The sequence below is a fragment of the Kineococcus halophytocola genome (genome assembly GCF_041276425.1).
Lineage (GTDB): Bacteria > Actinomycetota > Actinomycetes > Actinomycetales > Kineococcaceae > Kineococcus > Kineococcus halophytocola.
In genome coordinates, this window is sequence record NZ_JBGFTU010000014.1 from 52277 (window position 1) to 68658 (window position 16382).

At 74.5% G+C, this 16382-nt stretch carries 16 protein-coding genes; 11 read left to right on the plus strand and 5 right to left on the minus strand.

Annotated features, from left to right (window positions below; translation table 11 throughout):
• Positions 1–55: 55 nt before the first annotated feature.
• Positions 56–2425 (minus strand): helicase-associated domain-containing protein, encoded by a 2370-nt coding sequence (locus AB2L27_RS13145; protein ID WP_370441927.1) that lies wholly within the window; start codon positions 2423–2425, stop codon positions 56–58.
• A gap of 52 nt (positions 2426–2477) precedes the next feature.
• Here AB2L27_RS13145 and AB2L27_RS13150 point away from each other — a divergent pair, with 52 nt between their 5' ends.
• Positions 2478–3005 carry a DinB family protein gene (locus AB2L27_RS13150; RefSeq protein ID WP_370441928.1) on the plus strand — a complete coding sequence of 176 codons (528 nt, stop codon included), beginning with the start codon at positions 2478–2480 and terminating at the stop codon, positions 3003–3005.
• Positions 3006–3018: 13 nt separating this feature from the next.
• On the opposite strand, the gene AB2L27_RS13155 is transcribed toward AB2L27_RS13150, so the two are convergent.
• Entirely contained in the window at positions 3019–4014 is a 996-nt protein-coding gene (locus tag AB2L27_RS13155; protein WP_370441929.1) for a sigma-70 family RNA polymerase sigma factor, read from the minus strand.
• A 91-nt stretch (positions 4015–4105) separates the two neighbouring features.
• Here AB2L27_RS13155 and AB2L27_RS13160 point away from each other — a divergent pair, with 91 nt between their 5' ends.
• The 3 genes from AB2L27_RS13160 to AB2L27_RS13170 are packed head-to-tail and all read left to right on the plus strand — an operon-like array spanning position 4106 to position 6085.
• Entirely contained in the window at positions 4106–4846 is a 741-nt protein-coding gene (locus AB2L27_RS13160) for a sulfite exporter TauE/SafE family protein (protein ID WP_370441930.1), read from the plus strand.
• A gap of 31 nt (positions 4847–4877) precedes the next feature.
• Positions 4878–5657, plus strand: a complete 780-nt coding sequence (locus tag AB2L27_RS13165; RefSeq protein WP_370441931.1) for a carbon-nitrogen hydrolase family protein — start codon at positions 4878–4880, stop codon at positions 5655–5657.
• Positions 5658–5665: 8 nt separating this feature from the next.
• Complete coding sequence (locus AB2L27_RS13170) at positions 5666–6085, plus strand: hypothetical protein (RefSeq protein WP_370441932.1); 420 nt, start codon at positions 5666–5668, stop codon at positions 6083–6085.
• A gap of 4 nt (positions 6086–6089) precedes the next feature.
• Here the strand turns inward: AB2L27_RS13170 and AB2L27_RS13175 are convergent, their stop codons facing one another.
• The gene (locus AB2L27_RS13175; RefSeq protein WP_370441933.1) at positions 6090–8345 is read right to left on the minus strand and encodes a HelD family protein; all 2256 of its coding nucleotides are present in this window, start codon (positions 8343–8345) and stop codon (positions 6090–6092) included.
• Positions 8346–8581: 236 nt separating this feature from the next.
• Between AB2L27_RS13175 and AB2L27_RS13180 the strand changes: the two genes are divergently transcribed.
• Both AB2L27_RS13180 and AB2L27_RS13185 read left to right on the plus strand, forming a co-directional pair.
• Entirely contained in the window at positions 8582–9661 is a 1080-nt protein-coding gene (locus AB2L27_RS13180; RefSeq protein ID WP_370441934.1) for a fatty acid desaturase family protein, read from the plus strand.
• A gap of 168 nt (positions 9662–9829) precedes the next feature.
• Positions 9830–10033, plus strand: coding sequence for a cold-shock protein (locus tag AB2L27_RS13185; protein ID WP_179749782.1), 204 nt, complete (start codon positions 9830–9832; stop codon positions 10031–10033).
• A gap of 50 nt (positions 10034–10083) precedes the next feature.
• On the opposite strand, the gene AB2L27_RS13190 is transcribed toward AB2L27_RS13185, so the two are convergent.
• Positions 10084–10590 carry a mycothiol transferase gene (locus AB2L27_RS13190; RefSeq protein ID WP_370441935.1) on the minus strand — a complete coding sequence of 169 codons (507 nt, stop codon included), beginning with the start codon at positions 10588–10590 and terminating at the stop codon, positions 10084–10086.
• 102 nt (positions 10591–10692) lie between these two features.
• Here AB2L27_RS13190 and AB2L27_RS13195 point away from each other — a divergent pair, with 102 nt between their 5' ends.
• Positions 10693–10932 (plus strand): hypothetical protein, encoded by a 240-nt coding sequence (locus AB2L27_RS13195; protein WP_370441936.1) that lies wholly within the window; start codon positions 10693–10695, stop codon positions 10930–10932.
• A gap of 161 nt (positions 10933–11093) precedes the next feature.
• On the opposite strand, the gene AB2L27_RS13200 is transcribed toward AB2L27_RS13195, so the two are convergent.
• Positions 11094–12308, minus strand: coding sequence for a pyridoxal phosphate-dependent aminotransferase (locus AB2L27_RS13200; protein WP_370441937.1), 1215 nt, complete (start codon positions 12306–12308; stop codon positions 11094–11096).
• A 212-nt stretch (positions 12309–12520) separates the two neighbouring features.
• On the opposite strand from AB2L27_RS13200, the gene AB2L27_RS13205 reads away from it, so the two are divergent.
• The 4 genes from AB2L27_RS13205 to AB2L27_RS13220 all read left to right on the plus strand — a co-directional run bounded on the left by AB2L27_RS13205 (position 12521) and on the right by AB2L27_RS13220 (position 16378).
• A complete protein-coding gene (locus tag AB2L27_RS13205) occupies positions 12521–13123 on the plus strand; it encodes an ElyC/SanA/YdcF family protein (RefSeq protein ID WP_370441938.1) in 603 nt (200 codons plus the stop codon).
• 114 nt (positions 13124–13237) lie between these two features.
• Entirely contained in the window at positions 13238–14533 is a 1296-nt protein-coding gene (locus AB2L27_RS13210; protein ID WP_370441939.1) for an ABC transporter substrate-binding protein, read from the plus strand.
• A gap of 8 nt (positions 14534–14541) precedes the next feature.
• Positions 14542–15477, plus strand: coding sequence for a carbohydrate ABC transporter permease (locus tag AB2L27_RS13215; protein WP_370441940.1), 936 nt, complete (start codon positions 14542–14544; stop codon positions 15475–15477).
• Between the two features lie 109 nt (positions 15478–15586).
• Entirely contained in the window at positions 15587–16378 is a 792-nt protein-coding gene (locus tag AB2L27_RS13220) for a carbohydrate ABC transporter permease (RefSeq protein ID WP_370441941.1), read from the plus strand.
• The last annotated feature ends 4 nt before the right edge of the window (positions 16379–16382 follow it).

Genomic DNA, 16382 nt, shown 5'->3' on the forward strand with positions numbered 1-16382 from the left:
GTCCTCACCGTTGCAGGCTCGACGCTAGCCGACGGCCCCGACACGCACCTCCCCCTCACGGCTCGCTGTGGACCACTCCGGTGATCCGGTGGACGGAGAAGGACCGCACCGTCCGTTCGGCGCGGTCGAAGGCCGTGATCCGTCCTCCGTCGATCCCCAGCGCGTCGACCAGGTGACGTCCGGCGGCGCCGGTGGTGTCCACGTACCCGATCCACACGGGCCGGCGCCGGGCGACGGCCTCGCGCAGCACCGACAGCGACGTCGTCGGGTCCATCGTCGGCAGCGCGGGGGCGTGCTCGTACCGCTCCCGCCGGCGCTCGAGCTCGGCGAGGTCGTCGTCCCCGCCGCGCAGCGTCCGCACCGCCGCGGCCACCAGCGAGGGGCCGGGCAGCGGGGGCTCACCGGTGACCGGGCGCGGCGGCGGCGTCGGGCCCGTGCGGGCCGCGGCGGCCCGCCGCACGACGAGCTCACCGGAGGGCCCCTCGGCGGCCGGGGCCGCGCCCACCTCGCGCAGCACCGCCAGCACCTCGTCCGGTTCGGCCGCCGCCGCCAGCACCGTCGGGGCCAGCGAGCGCAACCGCAGGGACGCGCAGCGCTTGTCGGCGACCAGCTCGGCCAGCAGGGCCGGGTCCTCGGCCCGCACGTAGGCGCTCGCGCGCCCGACCCGCACGCGGCCGTGCCGGCGCGCGACGTCGCGCAGGAGGTACGCCAGCGGCTGCGGGACGCCGGTGGCGGACAGCTCGGCCAGGAAGGCCAGCGCCTCCTCGGCCGTGGTGCCCTCGTCCAGCCCGCGCCGCACCGAGGCCGGGTCGAACCGGTAGACGGTCGCCCCGCCCCGGCTCTCCACCCGCGCCAGGGACTCCAGCCGCCGGGCCAGGGCCGGGTCCAGCGGTCCGGGCGCCACGGCCGTCAGGTCGGCCTGCAGCAGCACCTCGCGCACCGGGGTCGGCAGCGCCGCCTCCAACGCCCGCCGGGCCCCGTCCTCGTCCCCGGCCAGCAGGGCCCGCCCGGCCGGGCTGAGCGCGCCCGCGCCCAGCACCCCGAGCCAGCCCGCGTCCCGCAGCGTCCAGGTCACCAGGTCCTCGCGCAGCCGGCTGGCGCGGCGCGGGGCCGCCCACCCCAGCCGGGCGGCCAGGCCGGCCGCGTCGGCGGCGTGGCCCTCGGGCAGCGCCGCGAGCTCGGACAGCACCGCCTGGCGCACCGCCGGGGCCGACGCGCGGTCCAGGTCGGCGCCCAGGGTGTTGCGGGGGGAGTCCTTGGCGTCGCGGGTGCCGACCATCGCCGGCACGCGGGTGGAGGGCAGCCACGCCGAGACGAGCGTGAGCCACCGCTCCCCGGGTTCCTCCTCCAGCCAGGCGTCGAAGGCCGGGGTGGGCAGCCAGCGCGGTTCGGCCTCGCGGTCGTCGGCGACGAGCCCGGCGGTCCAGGCCGTCTCGACGACGAGCGCGGCCGTCGCCTCGTCGACCTCCAGCGCGCTCGCCGTGCGCCGCAGGTCCCGCACCCCCAGGCCCCCGGCGCGCAGCACCGGCGGCCCGGCGGTGCCCCACCGGCGGCCGAGCTCGGCGACCAGCCGGCACGCCTCGGTGGCGGCCTCGGCGGAGGCCGCGAGGACCTGCGGCAGCGGCCGTGCCGTCGTGCTCAGCTCCGGCGGCGTCCGCCCGGCGGTGCGGTGCACGCGCCCGCCGCGCAGGGCCAGGCCCACCTCCCGCGGCAGCACGACCGTCCCGGGACCGGACACGGCCAGCAGCCCGTGCGAGAGCAGCCACTCCACCGGGCCGGTCGCCGAGGCCGTGCGCACCTGCCGGTCGGCGCGTTCGACGGCCCCGGTCGGTGGACCCCAGGTGAGCTTGTCGAGGACGACCCGCACCCCGTCGGGCGCGTCCTGCAGCAGCCCCTCGACCGTCCCCGGCGCGCTCAGGTGCCCGGCGAGGCGGGCCAGGGCGACCTCCGGGTCGTGGCTGACCTCCAGCCCCAGGTCCTCCAGCAGCTCGGCCAGGCGCTGCGGTGAGCGCCGCCCCAGCGCGTCGGCCAGGGACGGGCCCAGCCCGGCCGGGTGCGGCCCGAGCAGGTCGCGCACGGCGGAGACGAGGTGCAGGCGGCGGTCCGGCCCCCACACCAGGGCCCGCCGGCGCAGCTCGGCGACGGCCTCGCCGGCCTTGGCCCCCCACACCTTCGACACCGCCGTGACGCTCGTCGGGTCCGGCAGGACGCTCAGCACCTCCGCGACCTGCAGCAGGGGGGTGTCGAGCCGTTCCAGGGCCCGCTGCGTGCTGGCCCGCGTCGTGGCCCGCGTGGCCAGGGCCGTCGAGGAGGTCGGCAGGGGGGCGGCGAGGTCGGGCCGCGCGGCGAACAGGACCTGCAGGTCCTCGTCCGCGCGGGCACGCAGGTCCTCGGCGAGGGTGCGCGGAGCTGGGGCCGTGGGCATCGGAGCGAGTTTAGGGCTGTGCCCGGGGGCGGGCCGGTCGTAGCGTTCGCCCGTGACGATCTCCGACCCGGGCACCGGGGAGTCCCCCTCCGCCGAGCGCGCCGCGGTCCTGGCGGCGCTGACGAAGCACCGCCGGCTGTTCACCGCCACGTTGACCGACCTCACCGACGAGCAGGCCGCCGCCCGCACGACCGTCAGCGAGCTGTGCCTGGGCGGCCTCGTCAAGCACGTCGCCGACACCGAGGACCAGTGGGTGCGGTTCGTGGAGCAGGGGACGTCGGCGTTCTCCTCCGTCGAGGACGTCGACTGGCAGGCCCGGCAGGACTCGTTCCGGATGCTGCCGGGGGAGACCGTCGCCGGTGTCCTCGCCGACTACGCCGTCGTCGCCGCCCGCACCGACGAGGCGGTGCGCACCGCCGACCTCGACCGGGCGTTCCCGCTGCCGCCGGCGCCCTGGTTCGCGCAGGAGGAGTGGTCGGCCCGCCGCGTCTTCCTGCACCTGCTGGCCGAGGTCTCCCAGCACGCCGGGCACGCCGACCTGCTGCGCGAGGCGATCGACGGGCGGACGTCGATGGGCTGAGGTCCCGCCGGGCTCAGGCCGGAGGTTCCTGCGGGAACCCGAACAGGCCGAACAGCCGGGTGTCCAGGAAGGAGGTGATGCGCGCGATCCTCCCCTCCGCCAGTTCCAGCGCCTGCACCGCGAAGGGCACCAGTTCGCCGTGGGCGCCGACCGGCTTGTAGTGCGCGAAGGCCGGTGAGCCGTTCATCGTCACCGGCACGAGCCGGGACCCGCGGCACCGGTGCCCCGGGCCGAGCATCCACGCCGCGATGTCGTCCGCGCCTTCCAGCCACAGCTCGAACGGCGGCATGTTCTGGGTGACGTCGGTGGCCAGCAGCGCCACGAAGGCGTCGATGTCGTAGGCCTCGAAGGCGCGCACGTACTCCTCCAGCAGCGCCCGGTGGCCCTCGCCGAGGGGTTCGGTGCGGGTGACGTCGGGCCGCTCGGCGAGGGTGGCGCGCGCCCGCTGCAGGGCGCTGTTCACCGACACCGTCGTCGTGTCCAGCAGCGCCGCGACCTCGTCGGCCTTCCAGCGCAGCACGTCCCGCAGGATGAGCACCGCGCGCTGGCGCGGGGGCAGGTGCTGCAGCGCGGCGACGAAGGCCAGCCGCACCGACTCCCGGGCCACCGCGATCTCGGCCGGGTCCCCGGCCCCGGGCAGCACGCGCCCGTCGACCATCGGCTCCAGCCAGGTGTCCTCCCCGCGGGTGCGGACCAGGGACGCCTCCACCGGCTCCCACGCCGTCGCCGACAGGTCCATCGGCCGGGCCCGCCGGCCCCGCGTCTCGATCGTCGTCAGGCACACGTTCGTCGCGATCCGGTACAGCCACGAGCGCACGCCCGAGCGGCCCTGGAACCCCTCGACGGACTTCCACGCGCGCACCATCGTGTCCTGCACGGCGTCCTCGGCGTCGAAGGCCGAGCCCAGCATCCGGTAGCAGTAGCCGCGCAGCTCGACCCGGCGCGCGGTGAGTTCGCGCTCGAGCTCCTCGCGCGTGAGGGCGGGCGTCCCCGGTGCGGTCGTCGTCACGCGCTCAGCACAGCACAGACCCCCGACACGGGGAGCCCTGCGCGGGGGCCCGTGCGCGGCCGGTCCCGGGCGGGCGGTTGACTGCGGTCCCGTGCCCGAGGTCCCCCTGCTCCTGCTCGCCGGCGTCGCGGCCGGGCTCGTGGGCAGCACCGCGGGGCTGGCCTCGCTCGTGTCCTACCCGGCCCTGCTGCTGTCCGGCCTCCCACCGCTGGCCGCGAACGTCACGAACACCGTCGCCCTGCTGGGGGTCACGGCCGGGACGGCGGTGGGCTCGCGGCCGGAACTGACCGGCCAGGGCGCCCGGTTGCGCCGGTTGCTGCCCATCGCCGCGACCGGCGGGGCGCTGGGGTGCGTGCTGCTGCTGGCGCTGCCCTCGGAGACGTTCGAGGTCGTCGTGCCCTTCCTCGTCGCCGCGGCCTCGGTGCTGCTGCTGGTCCAGCCGCGCGTGCAGCACCTGCAGCCGGGCCGGTGGTCGGCCCGCAACCCCCTCGTGCTGGCCGCGGTGTTCCTCGTCGGGGTCTACGGCGGGTACTTCGGGGCCGCCGCGGGCGTGCTCATGCTGGCCCTCACCGAACTCCTGCACGCGCAGTCCCTGGCCCGCAACAACGCCCTGAAGAACATGCTCACCGGCGCCGCGAACACGGTGGCGGCCCTCGGGTTCGCCGCCTTCGGGCCCGTCGACTGGCCGGCCGCGCTCGCCCTCGGCCTCGGCTGCGTGGTGGGCGGGCGCCTGGGACCGCCCGTGGTGCGCCGGGTGGACCCCCGCTGGCTGCGCGTGGTCGTCGCGGTCGCGGGCCTGGTCCTCGCCGTCCGCCTGTTCCTGGCCCGCTGACCCGCCCGCCCCGGCGTGGTAGGCACGTCCGGTGCGCATCGCCCTGTCGCAGATCACCAGCGGGACCGACCCGGCCGCCAACCTCGACCTCGTCCGCGCCGAGGTCGCCGCGGCCGCCGCGGCCGGCGCCCGGCTGCTCGTGCTGCCCGAGGCGACGTCCTGCCGCTTCGGGGTGCCGCTGGCGCCGGTGGCCGAACCCGTCGACGGCCCCTGGGCGCGGGAACTGGGACGGGTGGCCGACGAGGCGGGCCTGACGGTCGTCGCGGGCACCTTCAGCCCCGGCGCGGACGGCCGCGTGCGCAACACCCTCCTGGCCCGCGGCGCCGGGGTCCACGACCACTACGACAAGGTCCACCTGTTCGACGCCTACGGGTACGCCGAGTCCGACACCGTCGAGGCCGGCTCCCGGCCCGTCGTCCTCGACGTGGACGGGACGGGGGTGGGCCTGAGCACCTGCTACGACGTCCGCTTCCCGGGGCTGGCCACCGCCCTGGCCGACGCCGGGGCGCAGGTGGTCGTCGTCGCCGCCTCCTGGGGCGCCGGGCCCGGCAAGGCCGAGCAGTGGGACCTGCTGACCCGCGCCCGCGCCCTGGACTCCACGAGCTGGGTGCTGGCCTGCGGGCAGGCGCGCCCGGCCGTCCCGGCCGGTGACGCCCCCACGGGCATCGGCCGCAGCCGCGTGGTCGACCCCCTCGGCGTCGTCGTCGCCGAGCTGGGGGAGGACCCGGGCCGGCTCGTCGTCGACCTCGACCTGGACCGCGTGCCGGCCGTGCGCGAGACCGTGCCGGTGCTGCGCAACCGCCGGTTCTGACCCCTCCCGTGACCGACGCCGCCACCGCCCTGCTGGCCACCACCGCCGCCCACGCCGGCTTCTCGGCGGTCGTGACCGCCGTGGCCTACCCGGCCCTGGCCGCGACGCCCGCCGAGCGCTGGGCCGCCGTCCACGCCGCGCACTCGCGCCGCATCACGCCCGTCGTCGCCTGCGTCTACGGCGCGTTGCTGGCGTCCTGGGCGTGGGCCCTGGCCACGCTGCCCGCGAGCGCCGGTCTCCTCACCGCCGCGGCGGGCACGGTCGCGGCGTTCGGGGCGACGGCCGCGGTCGCCGCCCCCACCCACGCCCGGCTGGGCCGGGAGGGGCCCCGCCCCGAGCTGGTGCGGCGGCTGCTGCGCGCGGACGCGGTGCGGACCGCGGGCGCGGGGCTGGCGCTCGCGGGGGCCGTCGTCGCCGTCGTGCGGTGAGGGTTCAGGCCAGGGAGTCCAGGCCCGCCGGCAGCGGTTCGGCGTGCAGGACGTGCAGTTCCTGCGTGGCCCGGGTCAGGGCGACGTAGAGGTCGTTGGCCCCGCGCGGGCGCCGCAGCACCGCCGCGGGTTCGACGAGGACGACGACGTCGAACTCCAGGCCCTTGGCCCGGTGCACGTCGAGCACCGACACCGTGGCGTCCAGGTCGTCGGGGGAGGCCGCGACCGACCCGGCGGGCAGGGCCGCGTCCACCGCGGCCCGCAGCGCGTCCGAACCGGTGGGGCCGTCCTCGTGGGCGGTGAGCACGGCGATGCGACCGGCCTCCAGCGCGTCGAACCGCGACCGCACGAGGTCCACGACGGAGGCCGGGCCCGCCAGCGGGACGGCCACGGGTTCGTGCTCGCCCTCGCGGACCGGGGTCGGGGGGTTCGCGGCGATCCCGGCCGTGCGCAGCACGTCCGCGGCCACGCGGGAGATCCGCGCCGGGGTGCGGTAGTTGACGGTGAGTTCCTCCAGGCGCCAGCGGTCGTCGACGACGGGTTTGAGCGCCTGCGCCCAGCTGCGCGCACCGGCGGGGTTCGACGTCTGCGCGACGTCGCCCACCAGCGTCATCGACCGCGACGGGCAGCGTCGTTCCACCAGGCGCCAGGCCATCGCCGACAGTTCCTGCGCCTCGTCGACGACGACGTGCCCGTAGGCCCAGGTCCGGTCCACCGCAGCGCGTTCGGCGACGGTCCCGCTGGGTCCGCCGGTGGCGAACCGGTCGGCGAGCAGTTCGGGGGAGACGAGCGGGTTGCCCACCCCGGAGGCCTCGTAGTCCTCCAGGACCTTGCGGGCGTAGGCGACCTGCTCCTCGCGCTCGGCCGCGGCGCGCGCGTCGGTCGCGGTCTCCTCCAGGGGGCCGAGCAGTTCGGCGAGCTCGTCCAGCAGCGGGACGTCGGCCTCGGTCCACGCGCTCGGGTCGTCGCGGTGCAGGGCGTCGCGGTCGCGCTCGGACAGGCCGGGGGCGACCTCGGCCAGCAGCGCCGGGTTGCGGTAGAGGGCGGCCAGCACCTTCTGCGGGGTCAGCGGCATCCAGCAGAGGTTCACCTCCCGGCGCACGTCGACGTTCTCGCGCAGCTCGGCGACGAGGTCGTCGCGCTCCTCCCCGAGGTCGACGCCGCGGGCGCGGGCCAGGGAGTTCACCAGGGAGTTCAGCACCTCGCGCACGAACGTCACGCGCGCGAGGTTGTGGGGTTTGCGGCTGCGCCGGGCCCGGGTGCGGGCCGAGGCGATCGCCTCGGGGCGCAGCTGGACGCGGGTCCCGTCGAGGTCGAAGCGGATCGGGCGGGCGGGCACGCGCTGGCGGGCGGCCACGGCCGCCTCCAGGACGTCGACCATCCGCAGCGACCCCTTGAGCCGGGCGGCCGCGGGGGTGTCCTCGCCGCGGCCCACGACGCCGGGGTACATCTCCCCGAGCGTCAGCGTGACCACGCCCGTCTCCCCGAGGGCGGGCAGCACCTGCTCGACGTAGCGCAGGAACACCGGGCTGGGGCCCAGGAGCAGGACGCCGCTGCGGGCCAGCCGGTCGCGGTGGGTGTAGAGCAGGTAGGCGGTGCGGTGCAGGGCCACGGCCGTCTTGCCGGTGCCGGGGCCGCCCTGGACGACGAGGACACCGCGCTCGGAGGCGCGGATGACGCGGTCCTGCTCGGCCTGGATGGTCGCGACGATGTCGCCCATGCGACCCGTGCGGGGGGCGGTGACGGCGGCCAGCAGCGCCGCGTCACCGGTGGTGCGCTCGCCGTCGGCGGCCACGAGCACCTCGTCGTCGACGCCGGTGACGTGCCGCCCGGAGGTCAGCAGGTGCCGGCGGCGCACGACGTCGCGGGGGGAGGCGGCGGTGGCCTGGTAGAAGTCCTGCGCCGCCGGCGCCCGCCAGTCCACGAGGACCTGCGTGCCGCGCTCGTCGGCCAGGCCGAGGCGGCCCACGTAGCGGCGGGGGTCCTGGGTGCCCTCGCGCAGGTCCAGGCGCCCGAAGCAGAGGCGGTTCTCCACCGACCACAGCTGCGAGAGCCGGTCCTCGTACAGGGTCGCGAAGGCGTCCCGCTCGAAGCGGTTCTGGTGGGTTCCGGTGGCCTCGGTGCGGCGCACCTCGGCGAGCTGGTCGGCCGCCTGGGCCCGCAACTGGTCCAGGCGGGCGTAGAGGGTGCCGACGTGGGCGTCCTCGTGGGCGACCTCGCGCGCCGTGACGTCCGTGTCCGACTGCGTCGACTGGCTCACTCGGGCGGCTCTCCTCGGGCGGGACGGCACGGGCGCGCCGCGAACGGCACCGAAGAAGAGTAGACGCGGGCGCCGGGGCACGAACGGGGGGACCGGTACGTTCCCCCGTGGAGAGCAACGCTGCGCGAGGTCGCAGTGCACGACCGCACCGCTGTGTCCTCCCACGGGTCCACCTCCCGGGCACCGCGCAGGACGGCCCCGCCGGGTCGTCCTCCACCCGCCCCGTGAGGAGTCCCGTGACGACCCTGCCCGCCCCCGCGTCCCCGCCGGCCCGCCCTGCGCGCAGGACGACGCCCTACGCGGCGTTGACCGCCGCCGTCCAGGAGGCCGGCCTGATGCGCCGGCGCACCGGTCGCTACTGGGTGCGCATCGCCGCCACGACGCTCGCCTTCGCCGCCGTGGTCACCGGGACGGTCCTGCTGCGCGGCTCCTGGCTGGTCCTGCTCACCGCCGCCCCGCTGGCCCTGGTCCTGACCCAGTTCGCCTTCCTCGGCCACGACGGGGCCCACCGGCAGATCTTCGCCACCCACCGCGGCAACGAGTGGGCCGCGCGGATCTTCGCCGCCCTGCTCACGGGGCTGTCCTACGGCTGGTGGATGGGCAAGCACACCCGCCACCACCAGGCCCCGAACAAGCGCGGCACCGACACCGACATCGAGTCCGACGTCGTCTCCTTCCACCCCGAGGCCGCGGCCGGCCGGCGGGGGCCGCTGCGGTGGGCCACGGCCGGGCAGGGCTGGTGGTTCTGGCCGCTGCTGCTGCTGGCGGGCCTGAACCTGCACGCGGACTCGGTGCGGACGATGGTCCGCGGCCGCGCCGGCCGGCGCCGCTGGATCGACACCTCGTTCATCGTCGTGCACTGGGCCGTCTACGGCGCCGCGCTCGTGCTGCTGCTCGGGCCGGGCCGGGGCGCGGCGTTCCTCGGTGTCCACCTGGCCGCCTTCGGCCTGGCGATGGGCGGGGCCTTCGCGCCCAACCACGTCGGCATGCCGGTCGTGGCGCGCGAGACCAAGGTCGACTACATCCGCCGCCAGGTGCTGACGAGCCGCAACATCTCCGGCGGCTGGCTCGTCGACCTCGTCATGGGCGGTCTCAACCACCAGGTCGAGCACCACCTCTTCCCGAGCATGCCGCGGCCCAACCTGCGCGCGGCCCGGCCCTTCGTGCAGCGGTTCTGCGCCGAGCACGGCATCGCCTACACCGAGACGTCGCTGCCGCGCGCCGTCGCCGACATCACCCGCTACCTCAACGAGGTCGGGCTCGCCGCGCGCGACCCGTTCCGCTGTCCGCTCGTGGCGCACCTGCGCGCCGGCTGAGGGGTGACCCGCCCCGGGGTGGGCGTGCTACGTTGTGGGCTAGTCGCAGTTCTTCGACGTGCTCGCAGCGCCCCGGGGAATCACCGAGGGCCCAGTACGCTCACCACCCGGTCAGCACCCTCGGCGGCGAGCTCCACACGTGTGGGGCGCAAGACCCGAGGAGGCCTCATGGCTCAGGGAACTGTCAAGTGGTTCAACGGCGAGAAGGGCTTCGGCTTCATCGCCCCCACCGACGGCGGTCCGGACGTCTTCGTCCACTACTCCGCGATCTCCGGTAGCGGCTACCGCAACCTCGAGGAGAACGACACCGTCGAGTTCGAGGTGACCCAGGGCGCCAAGGGCCCCCAGGCCGCCAACGTCGTCCGTCTCTGACGAACGCCTGAACGACCCCCGTCCCGGCAGGGACGGGGGTCGTTCTGCGTCTACCGCCGTTCCAGCACCCCGCGCAGGAACGCCGCCTGCGCCGCGTGCTCCAGGTCGTCGTCGGCGACGCTGACCAGGCGCACCCCCAGCGTCACCGGCGGGTCCCACTGCTCGTCCACGACCCGGTCCAGGTCCGCGTCCGACAGGCCCTGCAGGTAGGTGGTCGTGCGGGCGTGCACGGCGTCGAGGTAGCCCGTCAGCAGCTCCGCCCCCGCCCGCACCTGCCCGACCTGGTCGGCGTCGAAGCCGTAGCCCGTCTCGCCGTCGTCGAAGGGCAGGCCGAAGCGGGCGGCCCAGCCGTCGGCCGTCCACGTCTGCTCGTGGCCGGCGACGTCGCTGACGTGGTCGTCCTGCACCCGGGCCAGGTGCCACACGAGCCAGGCGATGGTGTTGGCCCGCGGGTCGAGCCGGGCGGTGAGCGTCTCCTCGTCGAGGCCGTCGACGGCGGCGCGCCCGGCGTCGGGGATGCGGCTGTACAGGTCCAGCAGGAGGTCCTTGGCGTCCATGCGCCCACCCTGCGCCGCCGGGCCGGAGCCCGCACCCGGGGTCGCCTGCTCCGGACGGGGGACCGGGTGAAACGTGTGCCGTCACGCAGCGATGAATCGTTCGTGACGCAACGCGAACTCCTCGAACGCTGGTGGGGCAGCCTCGACCCCCTCGGGCGCCGTGACGTCCTCGAGGTGGAGGCGGGCGACTTCCTCAGCGAGGCCCTGGCCCTGGACCTGCAGCTCTACGGCGTCCACGTGCCCGACGTCGCCGTGGCCTTCGACGTCGACGGGCTCCTGCGCCGGGTCGTCGTGCACGTCCAGCCCCGCGAGCTGACCGACTTCCTCACCGCCGTCCGCTGACCGCGCTCGAGGACCCGGTGACGGGGGGTGGGCCGGTGAGCAGGACCGGGGCGTGCCCGACCCGATCGTCGCCGACCCGCGGTGACCGGGACCGGTGCCCCTCGTGGGCGCGGTCCGGGCCCGGCCGGTCTTCCTCGCCGGGGCGGGGCTGACCGGGTGGGTCAGCCGCGGGCGCGGGCCCCGAGGAAGGTCCCGATGCGGCCGACGGCGTTCTCCAGGTCCTCGACGCGGGGCAGCGTCACGATCCGGAAGTGGTCCGGCGTGGGCCAGTTGAAGCCCGTGCCCTGCACGACCAGGACGTGCTGGTCCTCCAGCAGGTCCACGATGAGCTGGTAGTCGTCCTGCACGGCGTGGACCTCGGGGTCCAGGCGCGGGAAGCAGTACAGGGCGCCGCGGGGTTTGACGCAGCTGACCCCGGGGATGGCGTTGAGCAGTTCCCACGTGCGGTGCGACTGCTCGGCGAGCCGGCCCCCGGGCAGGACGAGGTCGTTGATCGACTGGTGCCCGGACAGGGCCGCCTGCACGACGTGCTGGGCCGGCACGTTCGCGCACAGGCGCATGTTGGCGAGCAGGTCCAGCCCCTCGACGAAACCCGTGGCGTGGGTCTTGGGCCCGGACAGGTACATCCAGCCCGAGCGGAACCCCGCCACGCGGTAGGCCTTGGACAACCCGTTGAAGGTGATGCACAGCAGGTCCGGGGCCAGGGAGGCCGTGGAGACGTGGACCGCGTCGTCGTAGAGGATCTTGTCGTAGATCTCGTCGGACAGGACCAGCAGGCCGTGCTCGCGCGCGACCTGGAGCATCCCCTCCAGGACCCGCGTCCCGTACACCGCGCCCGTGGGGTTGTTCGGGTTGATGACGACCATCGCCTTGGTGCGCGGGGAGACCTGCGCGCGCAGGTGCTCCAGGTCCGGCTCCCAGTCCTGGGACTCGTCGCACAGGTAGTGCACCGCCCGCCCCCCGGCCAGGCTCACGGCCGCCGTCCACAGCGGGTAGTCCGGGGCGGGGACCAGCACCTCGTCACCGTCGTTGAGCAGGGCCTGCATGGCCATGACGATCAGTTCGCTGACGCCGTTGCCCATGTAGACGTCCGCGACGTCGACGTCGGGGACGCCCTTGAGCTGGCTGGACTGCACGACGGCGCGGCGGGCCGAGGGGATGCCCTTGCTGTCGCTGTACCCCTGGGCCACGGGCAGGTTGGCGACCATGTCCTGGAGCAGTTCGTCGGGGGCCTCGAAACCGAACGGCGCGGGGTTGCCGATGTTCAGCTTGAGGATGCGGTGACCGGCCTCCTCGAGCTGCTGCGCGCGTCGCAAGGCGGGGCCGCGCACGTCGTAGAGGACGTTCGCGAGTTTGTCCGACTGCTCGAGGTTCATCGACCGGCCTTCTCCGGGGGTGTGCAGGGTCGCCGTCCAGCTTGGCACGCGAGGACGCCGCCGGCGGGTGCAGGGGCGAGGAGGGGGCGCTCCGGAGTGTCGCGCGGTAGCGCTACCCGGTTGCCGCCCCGCGGGCCCGCGGACAGGGTGAGGGCGTGCGGACGCCCTGCCAGCCCCGGCCGGGCCCCGTGACGTGCCCCACGACGTGGCTCGTGACGTGCAGGGTCCTGCGGTGGGGGCTCCTCGCGGGCGCCGCGGGGTGGGCGGCGGTCGAGGCCGTCCACGCCCTCGCCGCGCGGCGGGGGTTCCCGGCCGGTCGCCGCACCCTCGCCCCCGACGTCGTCGTGGTGCTGGGCTGCCCGCCGCGCGCCGACGGGACGGTGAGCGGGATGCAGCGATGGCGCACCGAGATCGCCGCCCGCACCCCGGGGGACCCGGTGCTGGTGTTCTCCGGTTACGCCCGGCCCGGCGCGCGCAGCGAGGCCGCCGTCATGGCCTCCCACGCGCGCGACGTGCTCGGCGTGGCCCCCTCCCGGCTGCGGACGGAGGAGACGGCGACCACGACGTGGGAGAACGTCGTGCGCACCCTGTCCGACCTGGAGGGCGCCCGGCACGTGGCGCTGGCGTCCTCGCCGGTGCACGCGCTGCGGGCCCGGCGCTACCTCGCCCGCCTGCGCCCGGACCTGGCCGACCGGCTCGTGCCGGCCGCCGACTACCGGTTCGGGGAGCGGTGGGGCTGGAAGGCCGAGACCGCCGGCTACGACCTGGTGAGGTCTATCGGGCTGCGAGCGCTCCGCATTCATCGGATGTCATAGCCGGTTTGAGGGTCTTGACAGGCACCTGAGAGCAGTCCACGCTCTAAACATCCGAGGTCTACTCGGCGCTTCGCGTGGTGGTCCAAACGGTGCCGCCGCGGTGACATCGACGTCATGGAGGCATCCCCGATGGTCCGCTCCCTCACGCTCGCCCCCCACCGGGCCGCCCTGTCCCGCCGGTCCCTGCTGTCGTGCGCCGGGGGAGCGGGTGCCCTGGCCGCCCTGACCGCCTGCGGAGGGGACTCGGGCGGCTCCTCCGGCTCCGACACCGACCTGACCTGGTTCATGTGGTCGGCCTCGACCGAGGAGGTCGACGCGTGGAAGCACGTCGCGCAGATGGTCACCGACGCCGAACCCGGGACGACGGTGACCTTCCAGACGGCGGCGTGGAACGATTACTGGACCAAGCTCACCTCCCAGGCCGCGAGCGGCGCGTCGGCGGACCTGCTGAGCATGCAGTCCCTGCGGGCACCGCAGTTCGCCGAGCTGTTCGTCCCCCTCGACGACAAGCTCGAAGCGCTCGGCATCTCCTCCGACACCTTCGAGTCGAGCATCTTCGACGGGCTGAAGGTGGACGGGAAGCTGTTGGCCCTGCCCTACGACTTCGGGCCGTACATCGTGTTCTACAACAAGACCGCCTTTCAGGAGGCGGGTCTGCCCCTGCCGGTCGAGGGGTGGACCACCGACGACTTCGTCACCGCGGCCCGCGCCCTGACGACCAGTGGTCGGTACGGGTTCTTCGCCAACAACACCATCGACGGGGCGCTGCCGTTCGTGCTCTCGGAGACGGGGCGGGCCGCGGTCGACGAGGGCGGGGAGCTCGACGTCGAGAACGACGCGTGGCGGTCGACGTTGGAGTGGTACGCAGGCCTCATCACCCGCGAGGGGGTCGCCGCGCCGCTGCCGAGCGGAGGGTCGTCTGCAGCGGCCACGAACCAGTTCCTCGCCGGGAACGCCGCCATGTCGCTCGACGGGCCGTGGAGCCTCATCAACGCCAAGGCCACGGCCGACTTCGAGGTCGGCATCGCGCCGGTGCCGGCCGGCTCGTCGGGATCGACGACGTGGACGGCCGGGTCGGGCTTCGGGGTGTCCAGGTCCGCCCCTGACCCTGACCTGGCCGCCCGGGCCGTGGCGGTGCTCACCGGCGCCGACGCCGAGGCGTACCTCGGGGAGCAGGGTCGGGCCTTCCCGGCCCGGGTGGCGCAGCAGCAGTCCTGGTACGACGGGAACGACCTGGGAGACGCCAGGACCGTCATGGACTACTCCATCGAGAACTCCGTCCCCTACCGGACCACGGCCTCGTGGACCCAGGTGAACGACACGTACACCCGCTACGCGGTGCCGGCCTTCAACGGCGACGCCTCGGTCGACGAACTCCTGAGCCGGGTCCAGGCCCAGGCCGGGAGCTAGGGGGCGACGTGGCTGCAGCGACAGCGCCGGTCGTCCCCGGACCGGGGCGGCGGCGGACGCCGGAAGAGGTCAGGCGCGGGGACGGGAAGGCGGCCCTGGGCTTCCTGACGCCGGGGGCCCTGGGGTTCCTCGCGTTCACCCTCTTCCCCGTCCTCGCCTCGCTCGTCATGAGCTTCTTCGACTGGCCGGTCCTGGGGTCACCCACGTTTACGGGGTTGGGCAACTACGTCGAGCTGTTCACGACCGACGACACCTTCCGCACGGCCGTCCTGAACACCCTGCTGTTCGTCGTGCTCTACGTGCCAGTCAACATCGTGGTGTCGATGGGGCTGGCTGTGTGGATCTCCCCGCGCATCAAGGGGCGGCGGTACTACCGGGTGCTCTTCTTCATCCCCGCCGTGACGCCGATGGTCGGCAACGCGGTCGTCTTCACGTTGCTGCTGACCCCGAACGGACTGGTCGACTCGACCATGACGTCGCTGTTCGGGGTCGGGGCGCCGAACTTCCTCGGGTCCTCGACGTGGGCCATACCGGCCGTCGTGCTGCTGTCGGTGTGGCAGGGGTTCGGCTACAACCTCCTCGTCTTCTCCGCCGCGCTCGACGCGGTGCCCCCGCACCTGGTCGAGGCGGCCGAGATCGACGGCGCCGGTGCGTTCCGCCGGTTCTTCCACGTCGTGTTGCCGCTGCTGTCGCCGAGCATCTTCTTCGCGACGGTGCTGACCCTCATCTCCTCCTTCCAGGTTTTCACCCAATCCTACGTCCTCACCGGTGGCGGTCCGGGGAACAGTACGACGACCTTGGTCATGTACCTGTACCAGAGCGGCTTCCAGTTCTTCCGGCTCGGGTTCGCCTCCGCCGTCGCCTGGGTCTTGTTCGTCTTCATCATGGTCGTCACGGCGGTCCAGTTCATCGGCCAGAAGCGGTGGGTCCACTATGACCAGTGACACCTCGACCGGCACCACCCCGGCGGCACGCCCGGCGGTCGGACACCGCCCTGGCCGCGAGGCCACCGGACCGCGCGGTCGGCACCGTATGCGCCGCACCGCATCCCAGGTGCTCCTGACTCTCGTCGGCATCGGCTTCGCCATGCCGCTGGTGTGGATGGTGGCCAGCTCGCTGAAGTCCGGTGGGGAGATCTTCTCCACCCCTCCGAAGCTGCTGGGCGACCAGCTGCTCTTCTCCAACTACGCCGAGGCCACTGACTACCTGCCCTTCGGGCGGTTCATGCTCAACACCCTGTTCGTCGCCGTCGCCGGGACCCTCATCACCCTCGTGACCTCGGCGATGTCGGCCTACGCCTTCGCGCGGCTGCGGTTCCGCTTCCGCGAGGCGGTCTTCCTGCTGTACCTCGGAACCCTCATGGTGCCGCAGGAGGTCGTCGTCGTGCCGATGTTCCTGATCATGAAGGAGCTCGGCTGGGTCAACTCGTTCCAGGCGCTCATCCTGCCGTGGGCCTTCACCGCCTTCGGCACGTTCCTGCTGCGCCAGTTCTTCCTGACCGTCCCGACGGAGCTGGAGGAGGCGGCCAAGATCGACGGGGCAGGGCACTGGCGCATCCTCACCCGCGTGATCGCCCCCATCGCCGCGCCCGCGTTCGCCGTCCTGGCCGTCTTCACGTTCATCACCTACTGGAACAGCTTCCTGTGGCCGCTCATCATCACCAACGACACCTCGACGACCACGGTGCCGCTGGGGCTGAACCTGTTCCTCGGGCAGAACGCACAGGAGTGGCAGCTGCTGATGGCGGCTGCGACGATCTCGATGGCGCCGACCATCCTTCTCGTGCTGGTCCTGCAGAAGTACCTCGTGCGGGGGATCGCCCTGTCCGGCCTCGGCGGCCGTTGAACCA

Coding starts and splice junctions, on each gene's coding strand:
- AB2L27_RS13145 (WP_370441927.1), bottom strand. CDS start 2,425: ATGCCCACGGCCCCAGCTCCGCGCACCCTCGCCGAGGACCTGCGTGCC.
- AB2L27_RS13185 (WP_179749782.1), top strand. CDS start 9,830: ATGGCTCAGGGAACTGTCAAGTGGTTCAACGGCGAGAAGGGCTTCGGC.
- AB2L27_RS13210 (WP_370441939.1), top strand. CDS start 13,238: ATGGAGGCATCCCCGATGGTCCGCTCCCTCACGCTCGCCCCCCACCGG.
- AB2L27_RS13200 (WP_370441937.1), bottom strand. CDS start 12,308: ATGAACCTCGAGCAGTCGGACAAACTCGCGAACGTCCTCTACGACGTG.
- AB2L27_RS13190 (WP_370441935.1), bottom strand. CDS start 10,590: ATGGACGCCAAGGACCTCCTGCTGGACCTGTACAGCCGCATCCCCGAC.